The following is a 1539-nucleotide window of genomic DNA, read 5'->3' as shown; positions in this document are numbered from 1 at the left end:
CCCGTGTCTGCCAGGAGTCTCAATGACGAAGTCAAGACTCCTGCGCGACGGGCGGGACGGGGGTGAACAGCCTGTCGTCGCGCAGGAGAGCCCACAGCACGCTGGCCCGGCGCCGGGCCAAGGCGATGACGGCCTGGACCTGCTTGCAACCCTCGCTGCGCTTCTTGAGGTAGAAGTTCCGGTTCGGGCCGTCACGGATGATGCTTGTCTGCGCGGACATGTAGAACACCCGTCGCAGGCGGCGGCTGTAACGCTTGGGACGGTGCAGGTTTCCGGTCCGGCGGCCGGAGTCGCGTGGGACAGGCACCAGCCCAGCCGCCGAGGCCAGATGGCCGGCGTCGACATACGTAGTCAAGTCACCCGCTGCGACGATGAACTCGGCGCCGAGTATCGGGCCCATTCCGGGCAGCGACTCGATGATCTCGGCCTGCGGATGACTTCGGAACGTCTCGCGAATCTGCTTGTCGATCCGCTTGAGCCGGTCGTCCAGGGCCAGGAGCTGTGCCGCCAGGTCGGCGACGATCTGCCCGGCAACATCCTCCCCGGGCAGCACAGTGTGCTGGACCTGAGCCGCCTCCAGGGCGATGGCCGCGACCGAATCGGCACTGCGGACGCTGCGGTTGGCAAGCCAGGCGGTGAGCCGAGCCCGGCCGCGTCGGCGGATCGCGGCCGGGGTCTGGCAGCCGGTAAGCAGGACGAGCGCACCCTTGTGACTGGCGTAGTCGAAGGCCCGCTCCAGTGCGGGGAAGACGCCGGTCAGCACGTCCCGCAGCCGGTTGATCATCCTCACCCGGTCGGCGACCAGATCGGACCGGTGCGCGGTCAGGAGTGCCAGATCGGCAGCCAACTGCGCGGGCACATCGATCGCAGCGAAGTCCCTTCGGTGACGGACGGTTTCGGCGATGACATAAGCGTCGCGGGCATCGGTCTTGGCCTCGCCCCGATAGGCCCCCCACATTCGGTTGACCGTGCGGCCGGGCACATGGACGGCCTGCTGGCCGTGAGCTGAGAGCAGAGCCAGCAGCAGCGCGGACGACGTACCGGAGATGTCCACCGCCCAGCTGACCTTCTCGGCCAGGTCCAGGATCTCGCCGAGCGCGTTCAGAATCGCCGACTCGTCGTTCTCGATCTTCTTCGACCACAGAGTTGCGCCGGTCTCGTCGACCACCGCGGCCCAGTGATGGCCCTTGCCCGCGTCTATACCGGCCCAGACGTGGGCCCGGCGCTCGCTCACCTGCCCTCCTCAGTTCCAACAGCATGCCGTTGACCCGAGGAACACCCCGCCGTCAGCTCCGTAAACAGCGACCGGATCGCGTATCTCAATCAGCGGCCAGGGCGCCCCGAAGAGCCGGGCGGCCACTCCCGGCAAGCCACTGAAGACAGCTTCGCGTCAGCCACACCCGGCCCTCCCGGGCCGCCCAACAACTTACGGAGCTTCGCGTGCTTGTCCACCCATCCCCAAGCTCTCGGCTTCGCTCGAGCAGGGGAGACCCCATTCGATCGACCTGCCCAGTCGCACGTTGCGGTGCCTTGCCGGAC

The 1539-nt window shown here is 67.6% G+C and carries 1 protein-coding gene; it reads right to left on the bottom strand.

The window, feature by feature from the left end; all coding sequences use genetic code 11:
* Nucleotides 1-31: 31 nt before the first annotated feature.
* A complete protein-coding gene (locus tag ACWCXX_RS41335; protein WP_451136473.1) occupies nt 32-1234 on the bottom strand; it encodes an IS110 family transposase in 1203 nt (400 codons plus the stop codon).
* Nucleotides 1235-1539 lie beyond the last annotated feature (305 nt).

It is taken from the genome of Streptomyces sp. NPDC001732 (assembly GCF_053596315.1).
The sequence above is the reverse complement of the archived record's forward strand: the minus strand, read 5'-3'. Positions and strand labels throughout refer to the sequence as shown.